This is a genomic window from Stenotrophomonas sp. SbOxS2 (genome assembly GCF_013416715.1).
Taxonomy (GTDB): domain Bacteria; phylum Pseudomonadota; class Gammaproteobacteria; order Xanthomonadales; family Xanthomonadaceae; genus Stenotrophomonas; species Stenotrophomonas lactitubi.
Genome location: NZ_JAAVXD010000001.1, coordinates 541,122 through 564,021 on the forward strand (window position 1 = coordinate 541,122; position 22,900 = coordinate 564,021).

Below are 22,900 nucleotides of genomic sequence, written 5' to 3' on the forward strand. Positions count from 1 at the left end.
CGATGCTGCCGGCGAGTTCGCTGCTGGACACGCCGGCCGCGTCGCTCAACGACCCGGACTGGGCTGCTGCCGCGCGCGATGCGCTGCAGCAGGCCGACACGCGCCTGTACCGCCGCTTCGACCAGGGTGACAACATCGAGCGCCTGCTGGCGTTGCGCGCGCGCGCGGCCGATCACCTGATCCGCCATGCCTGGCAGCGCTGCCTGCCGGCCGACAGTGGCCTGTCGCTGTTCGCAGTGGGTGGTTATGGGCGTGGTGAACTGTTCCCGCGTTCGGACATCGACCTGCTGGTGTTCGGCGATCCGCAGGCGCAGCTGGCCCACGAAGAGTCGCTCGCGCGGCTGTTCGCGTTGCTGTGGGATTGCGGCCTGGCGGTCAGTCACGCGGTGCGTTCGGCGGCGCAATGCAGCGAGGCCGCTGCCGACCAGACCGTGCTGACGGCGTTGATCGAAGCGCGCCCGCTGATGGCCGATGAGGCGGCGCGGCGTGCGCTGCGTGCGGCGGTGGATGACCGCGAACTGTGGCCACCGCGTGCTTTTTTCCTGGCCAAGCTCGAGGAGCTGCGCAACCGTCACCAGCGCTTCGGTGACACTGCCGACAACCTCGAGCCGGACCTGAAGGATGGCCCCGGCGGCCTGCGCGATCTCAACACGCTGGGCTGGATGGCGCTGCGTGCGTTTGGTGTGCGCGATCTGGAAGCGCTGGTCGGCCTCGGCCACCTGGGCGCTGACGAGGCCGCTGCACTGAAGCGCGAACGCGCGGTGCTGGCACGACTGCGCTTCGGCCTGCACCTGGTGGCGCGCAGGCCCGAAGAGCGCCTGCGCTTCGATTACCAGAAGACCCTGGCCGCGCGCCTGGGCTTTGAAGACGACGGCGAAAGCCTGGGCGTCGAAAAGATGATGCAGGGCTTCTACCGCGCAGCTTCGGTGGTGCGGCGGATCAGCGATCGTCTGCTGCAGCGCTTCGAGGAACAGTTCGATGGCGAGGCGCAGCCCGAGCCGCTGACCGTGGGGTTCGCCCTGCGCCGTGGCTATCTGGCGGCCAACGATGCCGACTGGCCGAACGCGGACATCGGCCAGGTCTTCGCGCTGTTCGCCAGCTGGGCGAACAATCCGCAGATCCGCGGCCTGCATTCGTTGACCGCGCGCGCGCTGGCCGAATCGCTGCCGCTGCTGCCGGCCTATGACCAGGCGGACCCTGACGCGCGCGAACAGTTCATGGCCCTGCTGCGTGGCCAGCGCCCGGTCGACACGCTTTCGCGCATGGCGCGGCTGGGCGTGCTGGGGCAATGGATTCCCGCGTTCGCCCAGGTCAGCGGGCGCATGCAGTTCGACCTGTTCCATGTCTACACCGTCGACCAGCACACGCTGATGGTCCTGCGCAACATGGGGCTGTTCGCCAGCAGTCGCGCCGACGAACGTTTCTCGATAGCCCATGAAGTCTGGCCGCGCCTGCGCAAGCCCGAGCTGCTGCTGCTGGCCGGCCTGTTCCACGACATCGCCAAGGGCCGTGGCGGCGATCATTCCGAACTGGGCGCGGTCGATGCACGGGCCTTCTGCCACGCGCAGGGGCTGAGTGGTTCGGATACCGAACTGGTGGCCTGGCTGGTCGAACAGCACCTGCGGATGTCGGTGACCGCGCAGAAGCAGGACATCGCCGACGCGGACGTGATCCATCGTTTCGCGACCCTGGTCGGCAGCCGCGACCGCCTGGATTACCTCTATCTGCTGACCTGCGCCGACATCGCCGGCACAAGCCCAAAGCTGTGGAATGCGTGGAAGGACCGGCTGCTGGCCGATCTGTACTTCGCGACCCGGCGCGCGCTGCGCGAGGGCCTGGAGCACCCGGTGCCGGCCGCCGAGCGCGTGGCCGAAGCGCGCGACAGCGTGCGTGCGCTGGTGCGCGAGCAGGGCTACGACGATGCCACCATCGACCGCCAGTTCGCGGTGATGCCCGACGAAGGCTTCATCCGCCTGCGCCCGGAACAGCTGGCCTGGCAGGCCGCCGCGCTGGTACCGATCAAGCAGGGCCAGACGCTGGTGAAGGTACGTCGGATCAGCGTCGACGACCCGGCACTGGAAGTGTTCGTGCACTCGCCGGACCGTGACGGCCTGTTCGCCGCGATCGTGATGACGTTGGACCGCAAGGGCTACGGCATCCACCGCGCGCGCGTGCTGGATGGTCCTGCCGACACGATTTTCGATAATTTTGAAGTGAGCCCGGCCGATACGTTTGCCGATGGCAGCAGCGCCAACCTGGAAGCAGCCTTGCGTGAGGCGCTCAGTGGCGATCTGACGCGGCTGCGTCCCTCGCGCCGGGTGGTGCCGCGCCAGCTGCGCCATTTCCGTTTTGCCCCGCGCATCGAGTTCCGCGATGAACCCGGCGCAACCCGTTTCGCCCTGGTCGCACCCGACCGTCCCGGCCTGCTGGCCGACGTGGCGTTCGTGCTGCGCAACCAGGGACTGCGCGTGCAGGACGCGCGCATTGCCACATTCGGCGAACGCGCCGAAGACACCTTCGTGATCAGTGACGAACACGACCTCCCCCTGACTGAATCCGCCCGGCAGCAGCTGCATGACGCAATGCTGGCCTGCCTGGACCCTGATCGAAACGCCGGAGACCCCGCCTGATGGCCACCAAGCCTGCAAAGAAGACTGCCGCGACCGCCAAGAGCGCAGCAGCCAGAAAGACCACTGCCGCTGACCCGGTTGCGAAGAAGACTGCCGCGCCGAAGAAGGCTGCGGTGAAGAAGGCACCGGCGAAGAAGGCCCCGGCCAAGACCGCCGAAGCCGCGCGCGCCGAGAACATCGCACGCAAGTCGCTGCGCAAGCCGGCCGGCCCGGGCGTGGAAGAACTGAAGTTCGGCATCGAAAGCGCCTTCGAGCGCCGCGCCACGCTCACCCTGCACGAACTGGAAGGCTCGACCCGGCCGCTGGTCAACCGTGTGATCGACGGCCTGGAAAGCGGCGAATTCCGCGTCGCCGAGCCGGACGGCCATGGTGGCTGGAAGGTCAACGAATGGCTGAAGAAGGCGGTGCTGCTGTATTTCCGCGTCAACGACATGGCCGTGGTCGATGCACGCCCGGCACCGTTCTGGGACAAGGTCGAATCGCGCTTTGCCGGCTATGACGAGGCGAAGTTCCGCCGTGGTGGCGTGCGCGTGGTGCCGGGCGCGATCGCCCGTCGCGGCACGTATTTCGGCAAGGACGTGGTGCTGATGCCGAGCTTCACCAACATCGGCGCCTACGTCGGCGAAGGCACCATGGTCGACACCTGGGCCACCGTCGGTTCCTGCGCGCAGATCGGCCAGCACTGCCACCTGTCCGGTGGTGCCGGCATCGGCGGCGTGCTCGAGCCGCTGCAGGCCAGCCCGACCATCATCGAAGACCATTGCTTCATCGGTGCGCGTTCGGAAGTGGTGGAAGGCGTGGTCGTCGGCCATCACAGCGTGATCGGCATGGGCGTGTTCCTCAGCCAGAGCACCCGCATCTACAACCGCGCCACCGGCGAAATCAGCTACGGCTACATCCCGCCGTACAGCGTGGTGGTGTCCGGCTCGCTGCCGAGCAAGGACGGTACCCACTCGCTGTACTGCGCGGTGATCGTCAAGCAGGTCGATGCCCGCACCCGCAGCAAGACCAGCGTCAACGACCTGCTGCGCGGCCTGGCCGACTGACGGAGCCGCACGCATGAGCACCACCGTCTACGGTCTGAAGAACTGCGATACCTGCAAGAAGGCGAGCAAGTGGCTGGACCGCTTCGGCGTGCCGTACACCTTCGTCGACTACCGCGACAACAAACCCAGCCCGGAAACGCTGCTGGAATGGGCCGCCCAGCTGGGTGGCCTGGCGGCAATGGTCAACAGGTCCTCCACCACCTGGCGGCAGCTGCCGGACAACCGCAAGGCTGCCGATTCGGAAGCGGAGTGGAAACTGCTGCTGCGCGAATACCCGCAGCTGATCAAGCGCCCGCTGGTGGTGACCGCCGACGGTAAGGTCAGCCAGGGTTTCAGCGACAACGGCTTCAAGGCGCGCTTCGGCGTGGGCGGCGCGTGAGCGCCGTCCTCGACCTGGCCTGCGATCTGATTGCACGGCCGTCGGTGACCCCGGACGATGCCGGTTGCCAGGCGCTGATCGGTGAACGTCTGCAGGCAGCCGGTTTCACCTGTGAGCACCTGCGGCTGGGCGAGGTCGACAACCTGTGGGCCACCCACGGCAGCGGCGCACCGGTGCTGGTCCTGCTGGGCCACACCGACGTGGTGCCGCCGGGCCCGCGCGAGGCATGGCAGAGCGATCCGTTCGCACCGCAGATCCGCGATGGCGTGCTGTACGGTCGTGGTACCGCGGACATGAAGGGCAGCGTGGCTGCGTTCGTGGTCGCTGCCGAACAGTTCGTTGCCGCCCATCCGCAGCACACGGGCACGCTGGCGGTGCTGCTGACCAGTGATGAAGAGGGCGATGCCATCGATGGCGTGCGCCATGTCGCACGGCTGTTCGCCGAGCGCGGCCAGCGTATCGACTGGTGCATCACCGGCGAGCCGTCGTCCACCACCACGCTGGGTGACCTGCTGCGCGTGGGACGGCGTGGCAGCCTGTCGGCCAAGCTGCGCGTGCAGGGTGTGCAGGGCCATGTGGCCTATCCGGACAAGGCGCGCAACCCCATCCATCTTGCCGCGCCGATGCTGGCCGAACTGAGCGCACGGCGCTGGGACGAGGGCTATGAGAGCTTCCCGTCGACCAGCCTGCAGATCTCCAACATCCATGCCGGTACCGGCGCCAACAACGTGATTCCCGGTGAGCTGGAGGTGGATTTCAACATCCGCTACAACCCGCATTGGGATGCACCGAAGCTGGAGACGGAGATCACCGCGTTGCTGGACCGTCATGGCCTGCACTACACGCTGAAGTGGCACCGCAGCGGCGAGCCGTTCTACACGCCCGAAGGGACGTTGCGTGCAGCGGCGCGCGCGGTCCTTGCCGAGCACACCGGACGCGCGCCGGAAGAGAGCACCGGTGGTGGCACCTCCGATGCGCGCTTCATCGCGCCACTGGGTGCGCAGTGCATCGAAGTCGGCCCGGTCAACGCCAGCATCCACCAGGTGGATGAAAACGTGCGCGTGGACGAGCTGGAAGCGCTGCCGGGGCTGTACCAGCGACTGGTTGAACGCCTGCTGGTGTAGTGCTCGTCCAGCAGGTCGCTGTGGATACGCCGGGCATGGCCCGGCGCTATTCCGAGAACTGGAAGAATGGCGGTTTGATCGCTTCGCGCCAGTACGACTCGTCGGCCATGTAGAAGTCCTGCGCGTGGGCCTTGGCGAACCACGCCGCCGCCGCATCCACGTTCTTCTGCAGGCCATCGCCGCCGCGGCCGAGTGCCAGCCCGGCCAGGTACTGGCCATACACGTTGCCCTGTGCAGCGGCACGCTCATACCAGCGCAGCGCTTCGGTTTTGTCCTGCACCACGCCGATGCCGGCCTCGTACAGCGTGCCCAGGTCCACCTGCGCTTCGGCATCGCCGCGCGCGGCGCGGCGCTGGATGCGCGCGATCACCGGATTCGGTGAGGCATCAGCGCTGAGCGGAGCGCCGGGCTTCGCCGAGCCACTGGTGGCATCGCGCAACGGCTGCAGCTTGTACAGGTGGCGCAGGTAGACCGCGCGGCGCAGGCGCCAGCGCAGCGCGCCCTCCATGTCGCCACGTCGCTCATACCACGTCTCCAGATCGCTCATCGCATACGGCGAGCCGTGATAGGCGGCGCTGTGGTACCAGCGGTAGGCCTTGCGCGCGGAGGGTTTGAGCACCACCGCGTCGGGCTTCTGCGGGGTATCAGCACTGTCCAGCCGGCCGCGTTCCAGGATCCTGCCCAGCTGTTCCTCGGCGCTTGTGGTGCGGTGCGTGCGCGGCGTGGTGGCAGCGGCGCGCGCATACCAGTCCAGTGCGCGCACGTCGTTGCGGTACTGGTACAGCTTGGCCACGCGCAACGCCGAATCGAACTGGCCATCGGCAGCTGCGGCCAGGGCGTCGCGTTCGCTGTCATCGACCGGGCGGGTGGGCGTGGTCGCACAGCCGGCCAAGGCGATCATGGCCAGGAGGGGCAGCAGGCGACGGCAGCAAGGGTTCATCCATGAATTCCGGAAAGCGGGCAGGGGATTATCCGGGTCGCTACCGGCGTGGCCGCTGAATCGGTTGCCATCGCAACTGTTGCGCCGCGCCGGAAACCCGGTTACGGTCGGATCCATGTCGCTCCGCCTGGCTACCGCCGTCAACAACACCAACCGCAATAATCTGCGCGCGAATAATCGTGCGCGGCCGATGCGGGACTGCGCCCTGGGTAGATAGATAGCAACATACGCCCGGACACCAGAAAACCCGCATCGGCCGATGCGGGTTTTTTTGTGCCCGGGCGCAGCCCCACCCGGGCCTGGATGGCCGGTCGAACACCTTCCCCCCGTGTACTTCCCCACAACAGGAGTTCCACCCATGTGTTCGATCTTCGGTATTTTCGGCCTGCAGGCCGGTGACGATCTTCCTTCCCTGCGCCGCCATGCGCTGGAGCTGTCGCAGCGCCAGCGCCATCGCGGCCCAGACTGGAGCGGCGTGTACCTGGACGAAGGCGCGCTGCTGGTCCACGAGCGCCTGGCCATCGTCGATCCGGCCGGCGGCTCGCAGCCGCTGCTGTCCGCAGACGGGCAGCTGGCGCTGGCGGTCAACGGCGAGATCTACAACCACCAGCAGCTCAAGGCCGGCCTCGCCGAAGCCTATGCCTTCCAGACCGGTTCGGACTGTGAGGTGATCAACGCGCTGTATCGCCAGGGCGGATCGCCGGCGCAGTGGCTGGAACAGCTCAACGGCATCTTTGCCTTCGCCCTGTGGGACCGTGCAGCCGGCCGTGTGCTGGTGGCGCGCGATCCGGTTGGCGTGGTGCCGCTGTACTGGGGCCATGATGCGCAGGGGCGGCTGCGCGTAGCGTCTGAAATGAAGGCGCTGGTCGATACCTGCGCCGACGTTGCCCAGTTCCCGCCGGGCCATTACTACGACAGCGCCAGCGGCGAACTGGTGCGCTACTACCAGCAGCCGTGGCGCGAGTACGACGACGTGCAGGGCCGCCAGGCCGATCTCGCCGAGCTGCGCCAGGCCTTCGAACATGCGGTCGAACGCCAGTTGATGAGTGACGTGCCGTATGGCGTGCTGCTGTCGGGCGGGCTGGATTCATCGCTGGTGGCCGCCGTGGCGGCACGTTATGCGCGCCGTCGCATCGAAGATGGCGGCCAGAGCGAAGCCTGGTGGCCGCGCCTGCATTCGTTCGCCATCGGCCTGAAGGGTTCGCCGGATCTGGCCGCTGCTGCGGTCGCCGCCGAAGCGCTGGGCACCGTGCACCACGGCTTCGAATACACCTTCGAAGAAGGCCTGGACGTGCTGCCGGAGGTGATCCGCCACATTGAAACCTACGACGTCACCACCATCCGCGCCTCCACGCCGATGTTCCTGCTGGCGCGCCGTATCAAGGCGATGGGCGTGAAAATGGTGCTGTCCGGCGAAGGCAGTGACGAGATCTTCGGCGGCTATCTGTACTTCCACAAGGCTCCGGACGCACGCGAATTCCACCAGGAACTGGTGCGCAAGCTCGATGCCCTGCACAACTACGATTGCCTGCGCGCCAACAAGTCGATGATGGCCTGGGGCGTGGAGCCGCGCGTGCCGTTCCTGGACCGCGAGTTCCTCGACGTGGCCATGCGTTTCGATGCCGCGCACAAGATGGTCGGCGCCGGCTTCGGTGGTCGCCGCATCGAGAAGGCGGTACTGCGCGAGGCCTTCCAGGGCTATCTGCCGGACAGCATCCTGTGGCGGCAGAAGGAGCAGTTCAGCGATGGCGTCGGCTACGGTTGGATCGACGGACTGAAGGCGCACGCCGAAGCGCAGGTCAGCGACCGCGTACTGGCCGCCGCCGACAAGCGCTTCCCGCACAACCCGCCGCAGACCAAGGAGGCGTACTACTACCGCCACCTGTTCGAGCAGTTCTTCCCCAGCCACGCGGCGGCTGAAACCGTGCCGGGTGGCAAGTCGATCGCCTGTTCCTCGCCGGCTGCCATTGCCTGGGATGCCAGCTTTGCCGCCGCCGCCGATCCGTCGGGCCGCGCCATCGCCGGGGTGCACGAGCAGGCGTTGGCCTGACCGGCAGTGCCCGGTCGCCTGACAACGGTAGCGCCGGACCATGCCCGGCGAGCGCACAGCGCCGGAGCAGGCAAGGACGTATCATCGGCGCCCTGCACATTGGGGAATGTTCATGGACGTACAGACCGGAGGTCCCGTGCGACCGACGAAGTGGGCGTGGCGGTACCTGGTATGGGCTGGCGTGCCGTTGCTGGTCGGCCTGCTGCTGGCCCGCTATGCCGGGCCCGGGCTGCCGACGGTGGCCAGCAAGGCCGAGGCCGTGGTCGGCAGTGATTGGGCGCATCACCTGGCTTCACCGCTCGGCCTGTTCCTGCTGCAGCTGCTGGTGCTGTTGCTGGTCGCCAAGGGTGCCGGCGCGCTGTTGAAGCGTTTCGGACAGCCGGCGGTGATCGGTGAGATGGCCGCCGGCCTGATGATGGGGCCGCTGTTGCTGGGCAGTCTGCTGCCGCAGGTGCATGGCGCGCTGTTCCCGGCCGCTTCGCTGGGGCCGCTGGGCATGCTCAGCCAGCTGGGCGTGCTGATGTTCCTGCTGGTGGCCGGCGCCGAGCTGGATCTGGGCGCGCTGCGTGGGCGTCGCCGATTCGCCTTCACCGTCAGCCACGCCGGCATCGCGGTGCCGTTCGTGCTCGGCGTGGTCCTGGCGATCTGGCTGTATCCGCAGCACGGTCCGCAAGGCGTGAGCTTTACCGCGTTCGCGCTGTTCGTTGGCATCTCGATGAGCATCACCGCCTTCCCGGTGCTGCTGCGCATCCTCGCTGATCGCGGCATCACCCACACATCGCTGGGGCAGACCGCCATCGCCTGCGCGGCGCTGGGCGATGCGACCGCGTGGTGCCTGCTGGCGTTGATCGTGGCGGCAGCGCAGGCTACCGGCTGGTTGCCGGCCAGCCTCAACCTGCTGTGCGTGGTGGCGTTCATCGCGCTGATGCTGGGGCTGGTGAAGCCGTGGTTTGCCCGGCAGACGATCGCGCCCGGTCGTGAAGGGCGCTGGCTGCTGGGCATCCTGCTGCTGTCGCTGGCCAGTGCGCTGGTTACCGAAGTGCTCGGCATCCACGCGCTGTTCGGCGCATTCGCTGCGGGTGTGGCGGTGTCGTCCAACGCGCAGCTGCGGCAGCTGCTGGTGGCCCGGGTCGAACCGTTCGCGGTGACCCTGCTGCTGCCGCTGTTCTTCGCCATGACCGGCCTGCGCATGCGTGCCGACGCGCTGCACAGCAGCGACATCCTGCTGTGCGTGGTGGTGATCGCAGTGGCCACGGTGGGCAAGCTGCTGGGCACCTGGAGTGCGGCGCGCAGTACCGGCATGGCCTCGCGCGAAGCGTGGCGACTGGGGGCGCTGATGAACACGCGCGGGTTGATGGAACTGATCGTGCTCAACCTGGGTTACGAGCTGGGCCTGCTTGGCGACCGCCTGTTCGCGGTGCTGGTGATCATGGCGCTGGTGACCACTGCGATGACCGGGCCGCTGTTGAACCTGATCGAGCGCCGCAAGGCCTGAGCCGGCCGCGCGGGCGGGCATCTTGTAGCGCCGAGCCCATGCTCGGCTCCGCACCAGAAGCAGTCGAGCATGGGCTTGGCTCTACAGCGTGCAACGCACCCTCTCGCATGTGTCGGCCGCCGTCAGGGCACCGGTACCAGCGTCATCGTGTGCTGTGCCTTGCCGGGCAGGAACGGGGTGGGGCGACCATGCACCCAATCCTCATGCCCCGCGCCCCAGTAAGGCGACAGCGGATGGCCGCTCTGCCCACCCGGCATGTGCACGATGCCGTCGGCTTCGTGGCCGGGCGAGACCACCATCCGCTGCGAGGCACCGAAGGTCGGCGTCTGTACACGCGGCATGTCACGGTCGCCGGGCAGCGGATCGGCCGGCATGCACAACCAGCGACTGGCGAAGGCGGGCAGGGCGCGCGCGACCGGATGGCAGATCGCTGCGGTATTGCGCTCGCCCCAGCTGCGGTGCGCCAGCGGCCCCTGCTTGGACAGCTCGGCTTCGGTGCGATGTGCAGCATCGGCCAGCAGCGCATCCCAGCTTGCGTACGCGGGCGGCAGCAGGTTGGCGGGGCGCTGTTCCAGCATCGGCCAGGCGACGCCTTCCAGCTGCGCCAGGCGCGGTGCCAGGAAATCCTCGCCCAGCTGCGCCCGGGCCGGTGCCAGCAGCGCATCGGTCAGCGTGTCGAGCACCTGTGTACGGAATTCGCGCACCACCCGGTAGCTGGTCGAATTGATCGCGGCGCGTCCGTCCCAATGCTCGCTGACCGTTCTCAACCGCTTCAGTGCCGGATCGTCGCTGTGCTCGATCACCTCCTGCAGCAGCACCCACCAGCGCTGCAGGAACACTGCGCGGTCGTCCAGCTGGATTGCCAGCAGGTCGTGTTCGTCGAAGCGTTCCTGGGTCGCCAGCAGGTCACGGATCTGCCGACCGCGTGCGCCGAGGTCGTAGCCGCCATTGCCGACGGTGGCCAGGGTCGCCTCGTCCACCACGCGGCTGTTGGCGGTCCACAGCCGATGCGCGGGTGGATCGATCAGGCTCGGCGCGGCGTCGCTGCGGATCGGCCAGGGCGCGCAGCCCTGGTTGGCCTGATTTTCATTGAAACCCAGTGGCGCGCAGCCCGGGCCACGGTCAGGCCGCGCGCCGATCAGTCGCCACGCGATGCGCCCGCTGCGGTCGCCGACCACCAGGTTCTGCGCGGGAATTCCGGCGTGGTCGGCAATCTGCAGGGCCTGGTGCAGATCGGCAGCGCGTGCCATGTCGGCGAAGTCCATGCGCACCGCACCCGGCAACTGCGCGACCCAGCGCAGAGCGTCGCCGCTGCCATCGGCGTGGGTGTGCAGGATCGGCCCCCACGCGGTTTCGCGCACCGGGAATTGCACGTCGGTGCCGCCGGCCACGACGATCCGCTCATCATGCACGGTCACCGCAGCGTCGGCGGGTTCGCTGCGGAAGTCAGCGGTGTCGATGTAGCTGTTGGTGAAGCCCCAAGCGACATGGCCATTGCTGCCGACAATCACCGCCGGCACGCCCGGCAGCGAGAACCCGCTGACGTCGACCCGGCCACCTGCGGCCTGCGGATCGGGGTAGCGCAGGCGCACACGGAACCACAGGCTGGGCGCGCGCAGGCCCAGGTGCATGTCGTCGGCGACGATCGCACGGCCATCGGCGGTCAGCGCGCCGGCAATGGCGAAATTGTTGCTGCCGACCGCGTCGGCATCTTCCGCAGCCGCGCCGGTCGAGGCCTTCAGCGTGCGCAGGTCCAGCTGGCTGGCATCGGGCAGGGGGGCGTTGCCACGGGGAGCGCCGGCCAGCGGTGCATCCCACTCGCTGCCGTCGTGCGCCAGCAGGGCGTACAGGGCAGGCGGCACCACCGCGCGGATGCGTTGCAGGGCCAGTTCGGACTGGTTGCCGGGGTCCTGCAGGTCGGCGTACATGGCCAGGCCTGCCAGTACACTGTCGCTGGCCTGCCACGGTCGGGGTGCCTGCCGCAGCAGCAGGTAGGCCCACGGCCGTACCGCCAGGCTGTCCAGGCCCTGGTTGACCCCGTCCACATAGGCGCGCACGGCTGCAGGGTCGCTGCCCAGCGCATCCTGCAGATGGGCCTCGGTGCGCGCGCGCAGGCGGTGTACGCGCATGCGCTTGTCGGCTTCGATCGCCTTCGCCCCGAACAGCGCGGACAGTTCACCGGCGGCACTGCGCCGCATCAGGTCCATTTCGAAATAACGTTCCTGCGCGTGAATACGGCCGAGCGCCCGCAGCGCATCGGCCTTGTTGCCAGCGGTGATGGTGACCACCCCCAGCGCATCGCGCTCCACGCTGACCTTGCCGGCCAGCCCGGGCAAAGGGCGCTCGCCGTCCAGCTCGGCCAGGCTGCCGCGCAGCAGTAACCACAGGACCAGCACCGCGAGCAGCACGATCGCGACCAACGCACCCAGAATCCACCGCCACGTACGACGCATTGCAGGTCCTTCCCGAGCATGTCGGCCGATTGTAGCCGCAGGCGCAACTGCGACTGATTCCGATTAGATCACCGTATTTCCAGATGGGGCACCATGGGCGCCATCGATTCACAGGAGCTCCCCCCATGAAAGGCAACCCGGACGTCATCGCCTGCCTGAAGGAACTGCTGCGCGGCGAACTCGCCGCCCGCGACCAGTACTTCATCCACTCCCGCCGCTACGAGGACCAGGGCCTGTTCGCGTTGTACGAACGCCTGAACCACGAGATGGAAGAGGAGACCCAGCATGCCGACGCGCTGCTGCGCCGGATCCTGTTCCTGGGCGGCGACCCGGACATGCGCCCGCATGCCACCGAGCCGGGCAAGACCGTGGAGGAGATGCTGCGCAAGGACCTGGATACCGAATACGCCGTTCGCAACAACCTCGCCGCCGGCATGAAGCTGTGCGAGGAGAAGGGTGACTACGTGAGCCGCGACATGCTGCTGGCGCAGCTGAAGGACACCGAGGAAGACCACGCGTGGTGGCTGGAGCAGCAGCTGGGCCTGATCAAGCGCATCGGCCTGGAGCTGTACCAGCTGAGCAAGATCGACGGCAGCGGCGCCCCGGCGCACTGACCGACGCCGCTTTCGGTAGAGCCGAGCCATGCTCGGCTGCTTTCCGGTAGAGCCGACCGCTGGTCGGCTGCTGTACCTGATGTAGAGCCAAACCATGCTTGGCTGCATTTCGCAGAAGCGCAACGTCCCGTCGCCCGCCAGCACCGGAGCACCGCCAGCCAGCCTTCGCCCGCCAGCTGCTCCACCGCCCGCCAGCCGACAAACAAAGAAGCCGGGGAATGCCCCGGCTTTTTTGTGTCTGACGTCCCGTTCCCGGTAGCGCCGGGCAGGGTGTGTCAACCAAGGTTGACACCTACCGTCATTCGACCGACAGCCCTTCCACCTTCTGCCAGCCACGCGGCAGCAGGTGGCCACGGGTGGCGCGGGCGCCCAGATAGGCCTCGAGCTCGTTGAACTTCAGGCCCATCGTGCGCTGGCCGCTGCGTACCTGCAGGGTCTGCCCCGGGCTGATCGCCACGATTGCCACCACGCGCTCGGTGGCGAGCTTGGCCTTGGGGATCTCGATGATCTTGTTGCCCTTGCCCTTGTCCAGTTCCGGCAGGTCGTTGGCGGCGATCGCCAGCAGGTTGCCCGAACTGGTCACCGCGACGATGCGGTCGGTGGCGACGTTGGCCACCACCGACGGCGTAAGCACCGACGAGCCCGCCGACAGGTTCAGCATCGCCTTGCCGGCCTTGTTGCGGCCGATCAGGTTCTCGAAGCGGGTGACGAAACCATAACCGTGGGTCGAGGCCAGCACGAAGCGGGTATCCGGTTCGGCGCTGGCCAGGGTCACGAAGCTGGTGCCCGCGGCCGGCGAGAAGCGGCCGGTCAGCGGTTCACCGTTGCCGCGCGCCGAGGGCAGGGTATGCACCGGCGTGGAGTAGGCGCGGCCTTCGCTGTCGAGGAACGCGACCTGCTGGGTGCTGCGTGCACGCACCGCGCCCTGCAGGGCATCGCCATCGCGATAGGACAGGGTCGAGGCATCGATGTCGTGGCCCTTTGCGGCACGGATCCAGCCCTTCTCGGACATCACCACCGTCATCGGTTCGCTCGGCACCAGCTCGGTCTCGTCGATGGCCTGCGCCGCCTGGCGCTGCACCAGCGGCGAACGGCGCTCGTCACCGAACTTCTTGGCATCGGCCTGCAGCTCGTCGCGGATCAGCTTCTTCAGCTTGGCCTTGCTGTCGAGGATGCTCAGGATCTTGTCGCGTTCCTTGGCCAGCTCGTCCTGCTCGCCGCGGATCTTCATCTCTTCCAGGCGGGCCAGCTGCTTCAGCTTGGTTTCCAGGATGTACTCGGCCTGATCCTCGGACAGGCCGAAGCGCGCGATCAGCGCCGCCTTCGGTTCGTCCTCGGTACGGATGATGTGGATCACCTCGTCCAGGTTGAGGAACGCCACCAGCAGGCCTTCCAACAGGTGCAGGCGACGCTCGACCTTCTGCAGGCGGTGCTGCAGGCGGCGGGTGACGGTGCTGCTGCGGAACGCCAGCCATTCGCTGAGCAGCGTCTTCAGGTTCTTGACCTGCGGACGGCCGTCCAGCCCGATCACGTTGAGGTTGACGCGGTAGCTGCGCTCCATGTCCGTGGTCGCGAACAGGTGGCCCATCAGCTGCTCGGCGTCGACGCGGTTCGAGCGCGGCACCAGCACCACGCGCACCGGGTTGGCGTGGTCGGACTCATCGCGGATGTCTTCCAGCCACGGCAGCTTCTTGGCGCGCATCTGTGCGGCGATCTGCTCGATCACCTTCGACGGCGACACCTGGAACGGCAACGCGGTGACCACCACGTTGTGTGCTTCCTTGATGTAGGTCGCACGCGCACGCACGCTGCCGTTGCCGGTCTCGTACATGTTCCGCAGGTCGTTGGCCGGGGTGATGATCTCGGCGTTGGACGGGTAGTCGGGGCCCTTCACGTGCTCGCACAGGTCGCGCACGCTGGCGTCCGGGTCGTCCAGCAGATGCAGCAGCGCGCTGACGATCTCGTTGAGGTTGTGCGGCGGCACATCGGTGGCCATGCCCACGGCAATGCCGGTGGTGCCGTTCAGCAGCAGATGCGGCAGGCGTGCCGGCATCCAGGTCGGTTCCTGCAGGGTGCCGTCGAAGTTCGGCGCCCAGTCGGTGGTGCCCTGGCCCAGTTCGCCCAGCAGCACTTCGGCGATCGGTGTCAGCTTGGATTCGGTGTAACGCATCGCCGCGAACGACTTCGGGTCGTCGCTGGAACCGAAGTTGCCCTGGCCTTCGATCAGCGGATAGCGGTACGAGAACGGCTGCGCCATCAGCACCAGCGCTTCGTAGCACGCGCTGTCGCCATGCGGGTGGTACTTACCGATGACGTCACCGACGGTACGCGCGGACTTCTTCGGCTTGGACGCGGCATTCAGGCCCAGCTCGCTCATCGCATAGATGATGCGGCGCTGCACGGGCTTCAGGCCGTCGCCGAGGAACGGCAGGGCGCGATCCAGGACCACGTACATCGAGTAGTCGAGGTAGGCGCGTTCGGCGTACTCGCGCAGCGGCAGTTGTTCGAAACCGTGGAACACGGGGCGGGCAAGATCGGTCATGCGGCGTTGTTACCTATGTCGGGAGGCGGTGACGGCGGTCGCCGCTCTCAATCCAGTGATTATCCGGATGCGGCGGGGGATGCCAAGCCGCGTGCAGGGTCAAGGCCCGGTTCCAGGCCGTGACCGGCCCGTGCCAGGTAGCGTCCGGGCGGTAGCCCGAAGTGTCGCCGGAACACGGTGACGAAGGCGCTGGCGCTGCTGAAGCCCAGTGCATGGGCGATATCGGCCACGCTGCGGCCCTCGCTGAGCTGGCGCAGCGCCTCGGCCAGCCGCGCCTGCTGGCGCCACTGGGCGAAACTGAGGGTGGTCTCGTCGCGGAAATGGCGGGTCAGGCTGCGCGGCGACAGGCCGGCCCAATGCGCCCACTGCGCCAGCCCGCGCTCGTCGGCCGGGTCGGCCAGCAACTGTGAGGCGATCTTCAGCAGGCGTCGGTCGCGCGGCATCGGCAGATGCATGCGCTGGCGCGGCGCGGTGCGGATCTCGTCCAGCAGCACGTTGATGATGTGCTGCCGCTCGGTGGTGCTCTCGTAATCCTGTGGCCAGTCGCAGATGCGTTCGGCCACCGCCTGCGCCAGCCGCGAGATGCCCAGCACGCACGGATCGGCCGGCAGTTCGGCGCACAGCGGTGCGGCCAGCACCATGCCCCAGCCGCGCAGGGGTCCATCGATGTGGACCGTATGCGGTTCGGCTGGTGGCATCCAGCCCGCCGAGCCCGGCGCCAGCGACCAGGTGCCATGTGAGGTGCGGGTGGTCAGCAGGCCGCGTTCAACGCAGATCAGCTGCGCGCGGACGTGGTGATGCCAGTCCACTTCGCGGGCCAGGCCCTGCGGGCTGTCGAAGCGGAAGGCGATGACCGGCGGGCCGTCATTGCGCTCGAACCAGTCCAGCGCTTCTTCACGCAGCAGGGTGGCAGGCCCGGGTTCGCCCGCCTTCACATGGGCTGGGGGTGGCTTGAATATGACATTCATTGGCTGGATTGTACTACCGGGCCAGTTGGGAGCGCCATTAAGGTGGCGCCTTCACCTGATCCAGCCCATTGCTGCAACACAGCATTCGATGCCAGATCGAATATTTCCATTGAGAAATATTTTTTTTGGAAGAGAATGCTCCCCCATGATCTGTCCTGCAACCACTCCCCCCAGCTTCGGCCTGCTGCTGCGCCAGGTGCGCGACGGCCTGGTCCGCCAGCTCGACGCGTCCATGGCCGAAGAAGACCTCGGCATCGGCTTCACCCACTACATCGGGCTGAAGGTGCTCTCGAACATGGCGCCGTGCACGGCCAACGAACTGGCCCAGGCCATCGACCAGGTGCCCAGTGCGGTCACCCGCCTGCTGGACAAGCTGGAAGCGCTCGGTTGCGTGCGCCGCGAGCCGCATGCCCAGGACCGGCGTGCGCTGCAGATCGTATTGACCGAAGAAGGCCGCGCGCTGTGGGCGCGGTTGAAGCTGCGCGGCGACGCGGTGATGGATTACGCCCTGCGCGATCTGTCCGCCGACGAACGCACGCAGCTGCTGTCCCTCCTGACCCGAATCCGCGATTCCCTGACGACCCCATGAACCCGATCCCGCATCCCACTCTCCGCCGGTCCGGGCGCGCGCTGCTGGTTTCAGCGCTGGCCCTGGCCCTGGCCGCCTGCGCCAGCAGCCGCGGCCTCACCCCGCAGGGCCACGTGCTCGACGTGGACAGCCTGCACAGCGAACGCACCCTGGCCGACAGCGACCTGAGCGCCGCCGGTTTTCCCGCCCAGGACTGGTGGAAGGCACTGGGCGATACGCAGCTGGATGCGTTGATCGCCGAAGGCCTCGCCGGCCATCCGAGCCTGGACGCCGCCGATGCACGCCTGCGCCAGGCACAGTCACAGGTCGGCACCGCACGCGCCGATCGCCTGCCCAGCCTGTCCGTGTCCGGTGGCTACACCGGCCTGCGCCTGCCCGAATCGATGGCCGGCGATGAAATCGGTGGCCACTACGCCGGCAGCAGCCAGGTTGCCTTCGATTTCAGCTACGGCATCGACCTGTGGGGCGGCAAGCGCGCCGCCTGGGAAGCCGCCGTGGACGGCGCCCATGCCGCTACCGTCGAGGCCCAGGCCGCACGCCTGAACCTGTCCACCGGCATCGCCCAGGCTTATACCGATCTGGCTTACGCCTGGCAGCTCAATGACGTAGCTGAAGAAGAACTGGCGCGCTCGCAGAAGTCGCTGGAGCTGACCCGTCAGCGTCGTAGCGCCGGCATCGACAGCGACCTGCAGGTGCGCCAGGCCGAAGCCCGTGTGCCGGCCGCACAGCAGCAGTTGCTGGCGGCGCAGCAGCGTATCGATGCGGGACGCACTGCGTTGGCCGCGCTGGTCGGCAAGGGCCCGGACCGGGGCCTGTCGATCGAACGCCCGCGCGCGATGAACCCGTTGGCGCTGCAGCTGCCGGGTGTGGTGCCCAGCGAACTGCTTGGCCGTCGCCCCGACATCGTCGCCGCGCGCTGGCGGGTGGAAGCGGCCGACAAGCAGATCAAGGTCGCCAAGACAAAGTTCTACCCGAGCCTCAACCTGACCGCGCTGGCCGGCGTGGTCGCGCCGAATGTCGGCGACCTGCTGCAGAGCAGTTCCAGCTTCGCCTACATCGGTCCGGCGCTGAGCCTGCCGATCTTCGAAGGCGGCAAGCTGCGCGCCAACCTGGCCAACACCGATGCGCAGTACGACCTGGCCGTAGCGAACTACAACCAGGCGGTGCTCGATGCACTGCGCGACGTCGCCGACCAGGTCAACGCGGTGCGCTCGCTGGCGCAGCAGGCGCAGTCGCAGCAGCAGGCGGTGGATACCGCACGCGCCGCGTTCGACCTGGCCCAGCAGCGCTACCGCGCCGGCATCGGCAGCTACCTGGACGTGCTGACCGCGCAGTCCACCCTGCTGCAGTCGCAGCAGCAGCTGGCCGGCCTGCAGTCGCAGCAGCTGCAGACCTCGGTGCGCCTGAGCAAGGCGCTCGGCGGTGGTTTCCAGCCCAGTGACGCCGACGCCGCACCGCTTGCTTCCCATTCCGATTCCTCGCATTCCTGAAGACGCCTGCCATGAGCCAGACCCAAGACACTGCGGCCCCCGCCGCCCCCAACCGTCGCGGCAAGCTGCTGCGCGGCCTGTTCGTGATCGTCGTGCTGCTGCTGGCGGCACTGGCGCTGTGGTACTTCATGTTCGGCCGTTGGTTCGAAGAGACCGACGACGCCTACGTGCAGGGCAACCAGGTGCAGATCACCCCGCTGGTGGCCGGTACCGTGGTTGCCATCAACGCCGATGACGGCATGCGCGTGGAGCGCGGCCAGCTGCTGGTGCAGCTGGACCCGGCCGATACCTCGGTAGCCCTGCAGCAGGCTGAAGCCAACCTGGCCAAGACCGTGCGCCAGACCCGTGGCCTGTACCGCAGCGTCGAGGGTGCACAGGCAGATCTGAACGCGCGTCAGGTGACCCTGAAGCGCGTGCGCGACGACTTCGCACGCCGCAAGGGCTTGGCCGCCACCGGCGCCATTTCCAACGAAGAACTGGCCCATGCCGGCGATGAGCTGGCGGCTGCCGAAGCGGCCGTGGCCGGTTCGCGCGAGACCGTCGAGCGCAACCGCGCGCTGGTCGATGACACCGTGATCGCCACCCAGCCGGATGTGCAGGCCGCCGCCGCGCAGCTGCGCCAGGCCTTCCTCAACAATGCGCGTTCGGGCATCGTCGCGCCGGTCACCGGCTATGTCGCCCGTCGTTCGGTGCAGGTCGGTCAGCGCGTGCAGCCGGGCAATGCGCTGATGGCGGTGGTGCCGACCGAGCAGATGTGGGTCGAAGCCAACTTCAAGGAAACCCAGCTGCGCCACATGCGCCTGGGCCAGGAAGTGGAGCTGAAGTCGGACCTGTATGCCGGCGACGTGAAGTACAAGGGCCGCATCGACAGCCTCGGCCTGGGCACCGGTTCGGCGTTCTCGCTGCTGCCGGCGCAGAACGCCAGCGGCAACTGGATCAAGATCGTGCAGCGCGTGCCGGTGCGCATCGCCATCGATGCCAAGCAGCTGGCCGAACACCCGCTGCGCATCGGCCTGTCGATGAAGGCTGAAGTGAGCCTGCGCGACCAGAAGGGCGAAGTGCTGCCGAGCGCGGCCGCCAAGGGCACGGTGTTCGACACCGACGTGTACGCCAAGCAGTTGCACGATGCCGATGAGGTGATCCACACGATCATCCAGGGCAACCTGCCGCAGCAGGGCAAGGCGAGCTGAGGCCGGCCATGTCCGCACAAGCTCCAGCTGCGCCCGGCTCTCCGGGCGCACCGGCGGCGCCGGGTGCGGCCGCCGGCTTCCTGCCACCCAGTGTGGCCCTGTGCACCGTGGGCCTGGCGATGGCCTCGTTCATGCAGGTGCTCGACACCACCATCGCCAACGTCTCGTTGCCGACCATCGCCGGTAATCTTGGCGCCAGTTCGCAGCAGGCGACATGGGTCATCACCTCGTTCGCGGTGAGCACCGCGATCGCGCTGCCGCTGACCGGCTGGCTCAGCCGTCGCTTCGGCGAGCGCAAGCTGTTCGTGTGGGCCACGCTGGCCTTCGTGATCACCTCGCTGCTGTGCGGCCTGGCCCAGAGCATGGGCATGCTGGTGCTGTCACGCGCGCTGCAGGGCTTCGTCGCCGGCCCGATGTACCCGATCACCCAGTCGCTGCTGGTCTCGATCTATCCCAGAGAAAAGCGCGGACAGGCGCTGGCGCTGCTGGCGATGATCACCGTGGTGGCGCCGATCTGCGGGCCGATCCTCGGTGGCTGGATCACCGACAACTACAGCTGGGAATGGATCTTCCTGATCAATGTGCCGCTGGGCATCTTCGCAGCGCTGGTGGTCGGTAACCAGTTGAAGGGGCGCCCGGAACACGTCGAAAAGCCGAAGATGGACTACGTTGGCCTGGTCACCCTGGTGATCGGCGTAGGTGCCTTGCAGCTGGTGCTCGACCTGGGCAACGACGAGGACTGGTTCTCGTCGATGAAGATCGTGGTGCTGGCCTGCGTGGCGGTGGTGGCGCTGACCGTGTTCCTGATCTGGGAACTGACCGACAAGGATCCGATCGTCGACCTGAAGCTGTTCCGGCACCGCAACTTCCGCGCCGGTACGCTGGCGATGGTGGTGGCCTACGCGGCGTTCTTCAGCGTGGCACTGCTGATTCCGCAGTGGCTGCAGCGCGACATGGGTTACACCGCGATCTGGGCGGGCCTGGCGACGGCGCCGATCGGCATCCTGCCGGTGATCATGACCCCGTTCGTGGGCAAGTACGCATCGCGCTTCGACATGCGCATGCTGGCCACGATCGCGTTCGTGGTGCTGTCGATGACCAGCTTCCTGCGGTCGGGGTTCAACCTGCAGGTGGACTTCCAGCACGTGGCCGGCGTGCAGCTGATCATGGGCATTGGTGTCGCGCTGTTCTTCATGCCGGTGCTGCAGATCCTGCTGTCGGATCTGGATGGTCGTGAGATCGCGGCCGGCTCGGGCCTGGCCACGTTCCTGCGTACGCTGGGCGGCAGCTTCGCCGCGTCGCTGACCACCTGGCTGTGGGCGCGTCGTACGCAGGTGCATCACGCGGACCTGACCGAGCACATTTCGGCCTACCAGCCGGGGATGCAGGACCAGGTGGCGGCGATGGGGCAGGGCGATCTGCAACATGGTGCGGCGGTGCTGAACAACATGATCAACCACCAGGCATCGCAGATGGGCTTCAACGACATCTTCTTCCTGCTGGGCTGGATCTTCCTGGCGATCATCACCTTCCTGTGGCTGGCCAAGCCACCGTTCGGTGCAGGCGCAGGTGCTGCCGCCGGTGGCGGGCACTGATCGATCGTTGTTGTTGAAACGCAGAAACCCCGCCGGAAGGCGGGGTTTTTGTTTGGGTGTTGCTGGTGGTGCGGGGCCATGCCTTTCAAATAGCGTGCCGTGGCACATCCAGGTCAAGCGCACTGGCTCAGGCCTAGCGTGTGCGATACACGCGCTTGAACACCACACGATCGCGGAACAGTTGGCTGATCGCCCACATTCCTGCCACAAGTACGACACCACCCGTGACCCAGCCGGCAGGGGCCTGCACGCGGCTACCGACAAATGCGCCGCAGATGATGGCGGCGACGATGACAAGCAGGTGCGCTTCCTTCGAGGCGCCGTAATGGACCTCGGCCTGGCATCCCACGCAGACGGTTATGCCGGAGTTGGAGTTGGTGTGGCAGTGGGGGCAGATGATGCTGCGCTGCATGGAGCGTCCTTTGTGGAAGTTAGGGGCGCCGGAGCAGAACATGATGTCGTGTCTGCCCCCGGTAGCAGTAAATCTGCCTGCCGAGGGAAAGGAATTGGGGGGATTTCGTCTAGGAAAAGTACGAATCCGAGCGGAACGTGAAATGGATTCGGATACGAATGATGTTCAGAGCGTGGCGGCAATGTGCCGAAGGGAGATCGCACAATCAATTGGCCGCCAGATCGGGTCGTATACGACACGTCGAGCAGCAATCGCATGCAACGCCGCGCCCCGAACTCCGGACATGAAAAAACCCGCTTGCGCGGGTTTGATCATTGTCTGAGTCATGGTGCCCAGGAGAGGACTCGAACCTCCACGAAGTTGCCCCCGCTAGCACCTGAAGCTAGTGCGTCTACCAATTCCGCCACCTGGGCGACTCAGGAGGAGAATTTTGCAGGAAGCTTGGATATGTGTCAACACCATTTCACACATTTTTTTCTGCACCGGCTTCCGCGTCCACATCCAGATGCAGCAGCAGGCTGCGCATCGGCGGCGAGAGTGTTTTCCAGTCGGCAAACGCGGCGCACAGCCGGCGCTGTGCCCACGTGTTGCCGAGTGCAACGGCGACGATGCCGGTGGCCCGTCGGTGCTGCCGTGCGATCGTGCGTGGCGCGATGCCCACGCCGATGCCATGGCCCACCATCGTGCACAGGCCTTCGAAGGTCTTCATGCGGATGCGCACGTCGAGCGTGCGTCCGGCCTCTGCCGCCAGTTCTTCGATATAGGTCTGCAGTGCGTTGCCGTCGGCCAGCGCGACGAAGGTCTCGCCCAGCACATCGCTGAAGTCGAGTGAGCGCCGCGCGGCGAAGCGATGGCCGGCCGGCAGCAGCATCATCAATGGGTCTTCGGCAACGACATGACGGCGCAGCCCATCGGCGGGGACGGCGTCACTGATGATGCCGGCCTCTGCCTGGCCGGCACGGATCGCACGCACGACTTCATTGCTGGTGCGTTCGTGCAGTTCCACGCGCAGGCGAGGGCGTTCGGCTAGCCATGGGGCCAGTCGCGCGGGCAGATAGTTGGTCAATGCCGCGGTGTTGGCATACAGGTGCAGCGTACCGCGCGCGCCGTGGGCGAAGGCCTGCAGTTCGCCGCGCAGCTGTGCCTGCTGCTGCAGGATCAAGCGCGCGTGATGGGCCAGTGCGGCGCCCGCTTCGGTGAGGCTGACGCCGCGTGGGTGACGGGTCAGCAGCGCGGTGCCGGCGTCGGTCTCGATCGCGCGCAGGCGTTCGCTGGCCGAGCCCAGTGCCAGATTCGCCTCTACGGCGCCGGCGGTGATGCTGCCGGCGTCGGCCACCGCCAGGAACAGGCGCAGATCGGCAATGTCCAGGCGCATGTCGTGAC

Annotated in this window: 17 protein-coding genes and 1 tRNA gene; 11 read left to right on the plus strand and 7 right to left on the minus strand. The window is 67.2% G+C overall.

The window, feature by feature from the left end; translation table 11 throughout:
* Positions 1-2: 2 nt before the first annotated feature.
* The 4 genes from HFK18_RS02590 to dapE are packed head-to-tail and all read left to right on the plus strand — an operon-like array spanning position 3 to position 5,179.
* Positions 3-2,630, plus strand: coding sequence for a [protein-PII] uridylyltransferase (locus tag HFK18_RS02590; protein WP_180164172.1), 2,628 nt, complete (start codon positions 3-5; stop codon positions 2,628-2,630).
* Positions 2,630-3,676, plus strand: a complete 1,047-nt coding sequence (gene dapD / locus HFK18_RS02595; RefSeq protein WP_180164174.1) for a 2,3,4,5-tetrahydropyridine-2,6-dicarboxylate N-succinyltransferase — start codon at positions 2,630-2,632, stop codon at positions 3,674-3,676. The genes HFK18_RS02590 and dapD overlap by 1 nt, the downstream gene beginning before the upstream one ends.
* A 13-nt stretch (positions 3,677-3,689) precedes the next feature.
* Positions 3,690-4,055 carry an arsenate reductase gene (locus HFK18_RS02600; protein ID WP_165376701.1) on the plus strand — a complete coding sequence of 122 codons (366 nt, stop codon included), beginning with the start codon at positions 3,690-3,692 and terminating at the stop codon, positions 4,053-4,055.
* Positions 4,052-5,179, plus strand: coding sequence for a succinyl-diaminopimelate desuccinylase (gene dapE, locus HFK18_RS02605; RefSeq protein ID WP_180164176.1), 1,128 nt, complete (start codon positions 4,052-4,054; stop codon positions 5,177-5,179). The genes HFK18_RS02600 and dapE overlap by 4 nt, the downstream gene beginning before the upstream one ends.
* 46 nt (positions 5,180-5,225) lie before the next feature.
* On the opposite strand, the gene HFK18_RS02610 is transcribed toward dapE, so the two are convergent.
* Positions 5,226-6,119, minus strand: a complete 894-nt coding sequence (locus HFK18_RS02610; protein ID WP_180164178.1) for a tetratricopeptide repeat protein — start codon at positions 6,117-6,119, stop codon at positions 5,226-5,228.
* Between the two features lie 358 nt (positions 6,120-6,477).
* Here HFK18_RS02610 and asnB point away from each other — a divergent pair, with 358 nt between their 5' ends.
* Together asnB and HFK18_RS02620 are read left to right on the plus strand one after the other, a co-directional pair.
* Positions 6,478-8,169, plus strand: a complete 1,692-nt coding sequence (gene asnB / locus HFK18_RS02615) for an asparagine synthase B (protein ID WP_180164180.1) — start codon at positions 6,478-6,480, stop codon at positions 8,167-8,169.
* 106 nt (positions 8,170-8,275) lie between these two features.
* A complete protein-coding gene (locus tag HFK18_RS02620) occupies positions 8,276-9,664 on the plus strand; it encodes a cation:proton antiporter (RefSeq protein ID WP_180164182.1) in 1,389 nt (462 codons plus the stop codon).
* 122 nt (positions 9,665-9,786) lie between these two features.
* On the opposite strand, the gene HFK18_RS02625 is transcribed toward HFK18_RS02620, so the two are convergent.
* Positions 9,787-12,117, minus strand: a complete 2,331-nt coding sequence (locus tag HFK18_RS02625) for a penicillin acylase family protein (RefSeq protein WP_180164183.1) — start codon at positions 12,115-12,117, stop codon at positions 9,787-9,789.
* Between the two features lie 125 nt (positions 12,118-12,242).
* On the opposite strand from HFK18_RS02625, the gene bfr reads away from it, so the two are divergent.
* A complete protein-coding gene (gene bfr / locus HFK18_RS02630; RefSeq protein WP_025877631.1) occupies positions 12,243-12,731 on the plus strand; it encodes a bacterioferritin in 489 nt (162 codons plus the stop codon).
* Between the two features lie 298 nt (positions 12,732-13,029).
* Here the strand turns inward: bfr and parC are convergent, their stop codons facing one another.
* Positions 13,030-15,273: a DNA topoisomerase IV subunit A gene (gene parC, locus HFK18_RS02635; RefSeq protein ID WP_180164185.1), complete on the minus strand. Its 2,244-nt coding sequence runs from the start codon at positions 15,271-15,273 to the stop codon at positions 13,030-13,032.
* 59 nt (positions 15,274-15,332) lie between these two features.
* Positions 15,333-16,241 (minus strand): helix-turn-helix transcriptional regulator, encoded by a 909-nt coding sequence (locus HFK18_RS02640; protein ID WP_180164187.1) that lies wholly within the window; start codon positions 16,239-16,241, stop codon positions 15,333-15,335.
* 145 nt (positions 16,242-16,386) lie between these two features.
* On the opposite strand from HFK18_RS02640, the gene emrR reads away from it, so the two are divergent.
* From emrR to emrB, 4 genes are read left to right on the plus strand one after another with little or no spacing between them, the layout of a single operon-like run.
* On the plus strand, positions 16,387-16,830 hold the full coding sequence (gene emrR / locus HFK18_RS02645) for a multidrug efflux system transcriptional regulator EmrR (protein WP_089239884.1): 444 nt from the start codon (positions 16,387-16,389) through the stop codon (positions 16,828-16,830).
* The gene (gene emrC / locus HFK18_RS02650; protein WP_180164189.1) at positions 16,827-18,320 is read left to right on the plus strand and encodes a multidrug efflux transporter outer membrane subunit EmrC; all 1,494 of its coding nucleotides are present in this window, start codon (positions 16,827-16,829) and stop codon (positions 18,318-18,320) included. Before emrR ends, emrC begins: the two co-directional genes overlap by 4 nt.
* A gap of 11 nt (positions 18,321-18,331) precedes the next feature.
* The gene (gene emrA, locus HFK18_RS02655; protein WP_089239888.1) at positions 18,332-19,510 is read left to right on the plus strand and encodes a multidrug efflux MFS transporter periplasmic adaptor subunit EmrA; all 1,179 of its coding nucleotides are present in this window, start codon (positions 18,332-18,334) and stop codon (positions 19,508-19,510) included.
* A gap of 8 nt (positions 19,511-19,518) precedes the next feature.
* Positions 19,519-21,105: a multidrug efflux MFS transporter permease subunit EmrB gene (gene emrB / locus HFK18_RS02660; RefSeq protein ID WP_180164191.1), complete on the plus strand. Its 1,587-nt coding sequence runs from the start codon at positions 19,519-19,521 to the stop codon at positions 21,103-21,105.
* 133 nt (positions 21,106-21,238) lie between these two features.
* Here emrB and HFK18_RS02665 read toward each other — a convergent pair whose 3' ends face one another.
* The 3 genes from HFK18_RS02665 to HFK18_RS02675 form a co-directional block, all read right to left on the minus strand.
* Positions 21,239-21,517 carry a hypothetical protein gene (locus HFK18_RS02665; protein ID WP_180164193.1) on the minus strand — a complete coding sequence of 93 codons (279 nt, stop codon included), beginning with the start codon at positions 21,515-21,517 and terminating at the stop codon, positions 21,239-21,241.
* Positions 21,518-21,843: 326 nt separating this feature from the next.
* Positions 21,844-21,930, minus strand: a tRNA-Leu gene (locus HFK18_RS02670).
* 50 nt (positions 21,931-21,980) lie between these two features.
* Positions 21,981-22,892: a LysR substrate-binding domain-containing protein gene (locus tag HFK18_RS02675; protein ID WP_180164195.1), complete on the minus strand. Its 912-nt coding sequence runs from the start codon at positions 22,890-22,892 to the stop codon at positions 21,981-21,983.
* Positions 22,893-22,900 lie beyond the last annotated feature (8 nt).